Raw genomic sequence first — 5,453 nt, forward strand, 5'->3', positions numbered from 1 at the left:
TGCCAAGGCCGCGATCATCGCGGGGATCTGCCGCAAGCTCGACGGCATGGCTCTGGCGATCGAACTCGCCGCCGGCCGTGTCGAAGCTTACGGCCTCGAGCAAACCGCCGCGCTGCTCGACGAGCGTCTCAATCTGCTCTGGCAGGGCCAACGCACCGCGCCGCCGCGGCAGAAGACGTTGCAGGCGACACTGGACTGGAGCTACGGGCTCCTGTCCGACGTCGAGCGCCTCGTGTTGCGGAGGCTGGCGGTCTTCGTAGGCCACTTCACCATCGACGCGGCACTCGAGGTCGTGCCGGACGAACGCGCCGATCGTTCCCAGCTGTTCGGTGCCATCGACAGCCTCGTCGCCAAATCGATGGTCGCGCCGCGGCCGATCGGCGCGATGATGCGCTACCGTCTGCTCGATACCACGCGCGCCTATCTGCTCGAGATCGAGCCGGACGACGCCGCGCTCCCCGCCCGCCATGCGGCGTACTACCGGCGATGGCTGGAGCAGGCCGGCAGCACATGGGCGGCAACGCCGAATGCGGACGAACGGGCGATCCACTTCTCCGCGCTTCACAACGTTCGTGCCGCGCTGGACTGGTGTTTTGGCGCGGGGGGCGACGCCGACACCGGCATTGCGCTCGCTGCCGCGGCAGCGCCGATCTTCCTCGCGATGTCCCTCTTAATCGAATGCCGGCGCTGGTCGGAACGGGCACTGCTTGCGATGACCCCGTCCGCCCGCGGCAGCGCCGATGAAATGCACATCCAGGCCGCCCTCGGGCTGACCCTGATGTTCACGCGCGGGGGCAGCGATGCGGCGCGCAGGGCCTTGAGCAGGAGCCTTACGATCGCCGAGGCGCGCGGCGACGCGCCGAACCAGCTCCAGCTGCTCGGCCGCATGCATATCTTCCACGAACGGATGGGACAATTCGACGCCGCGCTTGGCTATGCGCAGCAGAGCCTTGCGGTCGCGAGGTCGCTCGGCGATCCCGGCTCGATCGCTCTCGCCCATTCGCTCCTCGGAGTTTCGCTCCACCTGGCCGGCGAGCATCGCGACGCGTTGAAGATGCTGGAGGTCGCATGGCAAGGGCCGGGCGCCGAACGAATCAGCACAATTCATGGCTTCGATCATCGCAACCGGGCCGGCATCACGCTGGCGCGCGAACTCTGGTTGCAGGGCCGGCCCGCGGACGCGCGGCAGCTGGCGCAGCAGAGTGTGGCCGAGGCCGCCTTGATGGAGCATCCGATCACGCTGTGCATCGCGTTGATCTGGGCAGTCTCGATCTCGCTCTGGGACGGCGATCTCGACGGCGCGGAACAGAGCATCGATCGGTTCATCGCGCATGCCGAATCTCGATCGATGGGGCCCTATCTCATGGTGGGCCGCGGCGTGAAGGGCGAACTTGCGATCCGGCGGGGAGACGCCGCACATGGCGTCGAAACGATCAGGGCTTGCCTGCGCGAGCTCCACGAGGCCGGCTACGAACTGCTCACCACGACCTTCAACATCGCGCTGGTTCAGGGCTTGCTGGCGCTTGGACAGTTCGAGCAGAGCGCGGGCCTGATCGACGATGCGATCCGGCTCGTCGAGCAGAGCGGCGATCATCTCTACATGCCCGAGCTGTTGCGGATGAAGGGCAGAGTTCTGTTGTCGCTGCCGGAGCCCGACGCCGAGTCGGCAGAAGCCCACTTCATGCAATCCCTGGATCTGAGTCGTCGCCAAGGCGCCCTCGCCTGGGAGCTGCGCGCCACGATCGATCTCGCCGGGCTGCTTGCCGAACGCGGGCAGCGCGACGAGGCGAAGCGATGGCTGCAATCGGCGCTCGAGGGCTTTGCCGAGGGCTCCGATACGGCGGATATCAGAGCGGCCAGCATGCTTCTGACCACACTGTAGCAACCTCACCCCGCCGTCGTACCCTGATTCCACTGGCCGCCGGCGATCTTTGCGGCCGCAATCACCGCCTGCGTCCGGCTCTCGACGCCCAGCTTTTGCAGGATCGCCGAGACATGGGCCTTGATGGTGGCCTCGGAGACGCCGAGCTCATAGGCGATCTGCTTGTTGAGAAGGCCCTCCGACAGCATCATCAGGACCCGGACCTGCTGCGGCGTCAGCGTCACCAGGCGGTCGCGCAGGCGCGTCATGTCGGGATCGGCCGCAGCCGACAGGTCGGTGTCGGCGGGAACCCAGACGTCGCCCTCCATCACCTTGAGAATGGCGTCGCGCAAGGTCTCGACCCCGAACCGCTTCGGGATGAAGCCGGACGCACCGAAGTCGAGCGAGCGGCGGATCGTGGCGCTGTCGTCGGACGCCGAGACGATCACGACCGGAATCGCCGGATATTGCGCGCGCAGATAGATCAGGCCGGAAAAGCCGGAGATCCCGGGCATCGAGAGGTCAAGCAGGATGAGGTCGACCTCGGACGTCTGCTCCAGGAGCTTGGTCAGATCCTCGAAGGATCCGGCCTCGTCGATCCTGGCCGACGGGAGAACGCCCGCCACCGCCTGCCGCAGCGCATCGCGGAACAGGGGATGATCATCGGCGATGACGAGATGAGTCGTTGGAGCGTTCATCGTTCTTTTGCTGTCGTTCGCGCCAGGCCGGCGAGCAGATCCGGGGTGCGTCAATTCTTCCCCGAGCCGCGGTGGCATGCAAGTGCACATTATCCCTTTGCAGCAAAGGGGTTAATCCCCGCCCTGATGGCCCGCGCGCCGCTCCCGGATACCGCGACCTCACTGGTGCGACAGCGCGCAAGGCCGAAAGTCGTATTGGGGCGGGTTTCACGCCGATGTTACCTTGCGGCCAAGACCTGGGTCGATCCGGCACGTCCGGACGTCCGGGGCGCGAGGGAAACGCATTTTTGGGGAGCGATTCAACATGACGACAGTGGCTGTGTCTGAAACACGCGCGGGAGGTATGACGAAGGACGAACGTTTCGTCATTCTCGCCTCCTCGCTCGGTACCGTCTTCGAGTGGTACGACTTCTATCTCTACGGCTCACTGGCCGGCATCATCGGCGCACAGTTCTTCTCGGCCTATCCGCCAGCGACGCGCGATATCTTCGCGCTGCTGGCGTTTGCCGCGGGCTTCCTGGTGCGTCCGTTCGGCGCCATCGTGTTCGGCCGTGTCGGCGACATCGTCGGCCGCAAATACACCTTCCTCGTCACCATCCTGATCATGGGCCTGTCGACCTTCATCGTCGGCCTGCTGCCCAACGCGGCCACGATCGGCATCGCGGCCCCGATCATCCTGATCGTGCTGCGCCTCGCCCAGGGCCTGGCGCTCGGCGGTGAGTATGGCGGTGCGGCGACCTACGTCGCGGAACATGCGCCGAACGGCAAGCGCGGCTTCTACACCTCCTTCATCCAGACCACGGCAACCCTCGGCCTGTTCCTGTCGCTGCTGGTGATTCTGTTCACCCGCACAGCGCTCGGAGAGGCCGAATTCGCAGCGTGGGGCTGGCGCATTCCGTTCCTGGTCTCGGTGCTGCTGCTCGGCATCTCGGTCTGGATCCGGCTTCGCCTGAACGAATCGCCGGTCTTCCAGAAGATGAAGGAAGAGGGCAAGGGTTCGAAGGCGCCGCTGACGGAGGCCTTCGGCAACTGGCAGAACGGCAAGCTCGTGCTGCTCGCCCTGCTCGGTGGCGTGATGGGCCAGGGCGTGGTCTGGTACACTGGCCAGTTCTACGCGCTGTTCTTCCTGCAGTCGATTTTGAAGGTCGACGGCTATACCGCCAACCTGCTGATTGCTTGGTCGCTGCTGCTCGGCACCGGCTTCTTCATCGTGTTCGGTGCGCTCTCCGACAAGATCGGCCGCAAGCCGATCATCCTCGGCGGCTGCCTGATCGCGGCGCTGACCTTCTTCCCGATCTTCAAGATGATCACGTCCAACGCCAACCCGGCGTTGGAGAAGGCGATCGAGTCGGTCAAGGTCGAGGTGGTGGCCGATCCCGCCGGCTGCGGCGATCTGTTCAACCCGGTCGGCACACGCGTCTTCACCGCGCCCTGCGACACGGCGCGCGCCTACCTGTCGCAATCGTCCGTCAGGTACACGACGGCGCCGGGTCCGGCCGGCTCGGGCGTGAAGGTGGTGGTCAACGGCAAGGAGGTGCCCTACGCCAACGCCAAGGACAGCAACCCGGCGGTTCTCGCCGCGGTGCAGGCGGCCGGCTATCCGAAGGCGGGTGACGCCGCCATCGTGAAGATGTCGCATCCGTTCGACATTTTCCGTCCGCAGGTGGCGGCGATCGTCGGCTTGCTGTTCGTCCTGGTGCTGTTCGTCACCATGGTGTACGGCCCGATCGCGGCGATGCTGGTCGAACTGTTCCCGACCCGCATCCGCTACACCTCGATGTCGCTGCCCTACCACATCGGTAACGGCTGGTTCGGCGGCCTGCTGCCCGCCACCGCCTTCGCCATCGTGGCCTCCACCGGCGATATCTATGCCGGCCTTTGGTACCCGATCATCTTCGCCTCGATTACCGTCGTGATCGGCTTCTTCTTCCTGCCGGAGACGAAGGACGTCGACATCAAGGCGAACTGATCGACGACAGCAAGCGATCACACCAACCGGCCGCGGTCTCCGCGGCCGGTTTCGTTTTGAGCGTCTACTGATTGCTGCCGATGAATTGCAGCACGATCTCGCGGCGATGCGGGCGCGTTCGGTGCTCGATCAGATAGATCGCCTGCCAGGTGCCGAGCGCGAGCCTGCCGCTCAGGACCGGGACATGGAGGGAGGCTCCGGTCAACATCGTCTTGACGTGGGCCGGCATGTCGTCCGGTCCTTCGGTGTCATGGGTCCACCCTGCGTTCTCCGGTGCGAGCCGTGACAGCGCCGTGGTGAGATCGACCAGCACGGAAGGGTCTGCATTCTCCTGGATGGTCAGCGAGGCCGAGGTGTGGCGGACAAACAGCGTCAGCGCACCGTCGCGCGCGCGGGCCTCGGCGATGAATTTTGCGGCCTCGCTGGTCAGATCGGTGAAGCCGCGGCCCGGCGTCTGCACGGTGAGCAGTGAGGATGTGACGATCGTGGCTTGCACGGTGGTCGGTGCCGAGCGGGTGACGGATCTGGCTGATGTCATGAAAGGTCTCGATTGATCGAACACTGCGGAAGGGTGGGCAAAGCGGCTTGTCCGCCATAGCTCGAAGAGCGAAGGCGGAAGCGTGCCCACGCGTCTGTTGTCGTACGGAAAAATTCGTGGGCACGGCGCAGTTGCGCCTTTGCTGACCCTACGGCACCTCGTCACACGTCAGATCTTCCCCGACACGTCCTTCTGCACGCGATTGGCCATGTCGATGAGCCGGCGCCAGGCCTTCTCCAGGAACGACATCATGCGATCGACGTCCTGGTCGCTCGGCAGCGGGATCTCGATCTTGCGCTCGCTCCCACCGGCCTTGGGCTCGCCTTCGGCGGTTCTGGGCTCGGCCTTCTTCAGCGGGTCGGATTTCGGCAGCGCCTCGTCGATCTT

4 protein-coding genes and 1 pseudogene are annotated in these 5,453 nt (G+C 65.3%); 2 read left to right on the forward strand and 3 right to left on the reverse strand.

Going from position 1 to position 5,453, the window contains the following annotated elements; translation table 11 throughout:
- Positions 1–1,882 (forward strand): tetratricopeptide repeat protein (locus JHD07_RS23040; protein WP_291626181.1); only part of this gene is annotated, 1,882 nt, incomplete at its 5' end.
- A 5-nt stretch (positions 1,883–1,887) separates the two neighbouring features.
- On the opposite strand, the gene JHD07_RS23045 is transcribed toward JHD07_RS23040, so the two are convergent.
- The gene (locus JHD07_RS23045; protein WP_291626182.1) at positions 1,888–2,559 is read right to left on the reverse strand and encodes a response regulator transcription factor; all 672 of its coding nucleotides are present in this window, start codon (positions 2,557–2,559) and stop codon (positions 1,888–1,890) included.
- 343 nt (positions 2,560–2,902) lie between these two features.
- Here JHD07_RS23045 and JHD07_RS23050 point away from each other — a divergent pair, with 343 nt between their 5' ends.
- Positions 2,903–4,528: an MFS transporter gene (locus JHD07_RS23050; protein ID WP_291626183.1), complete on the forward strand. Its 1,626-nt coding sequence runs from the start codon at positions 2,903–2,905 to the stop codon at positions 4,526–4,528.
- Positions 4,529–4,592: 64 nt separating this feature from the next.
- Here JHD07_RS23050 and JHD07_RS23055 read toward each other — a convergent pair whose 3' ends face one another.
- Positions 4,593–5,066: a secondary thiamine-phosphate synthase enzyme YjbQ gene (locus tag JHD07_RS23055; RefSeq protein ID WP_291626184.1), complete on the reverse strand. Its 474-nt coding sequence runs from the start codon at positions 5,064–5,066 to the stop codon at positions 4,593–4,595.
- Positions 5,067–5,234: 168 nt separating this feature from the next.
- Positions 5,235–5,453 (reverse strand): annotated as a pseudogene (locus tag JHD07_RS23060) (hypothetical protein); the annotation flags it as partial.

Origin of the sequence: Bradyrhizobium sp. (assembly GCF_016462955.1) — a bacterium.
GTDB lineage: Bacteria > Pseudomonadota > Alphaproteobacteria > Rhizobiales > Xanthobacteraceae > Bradyrhizobium.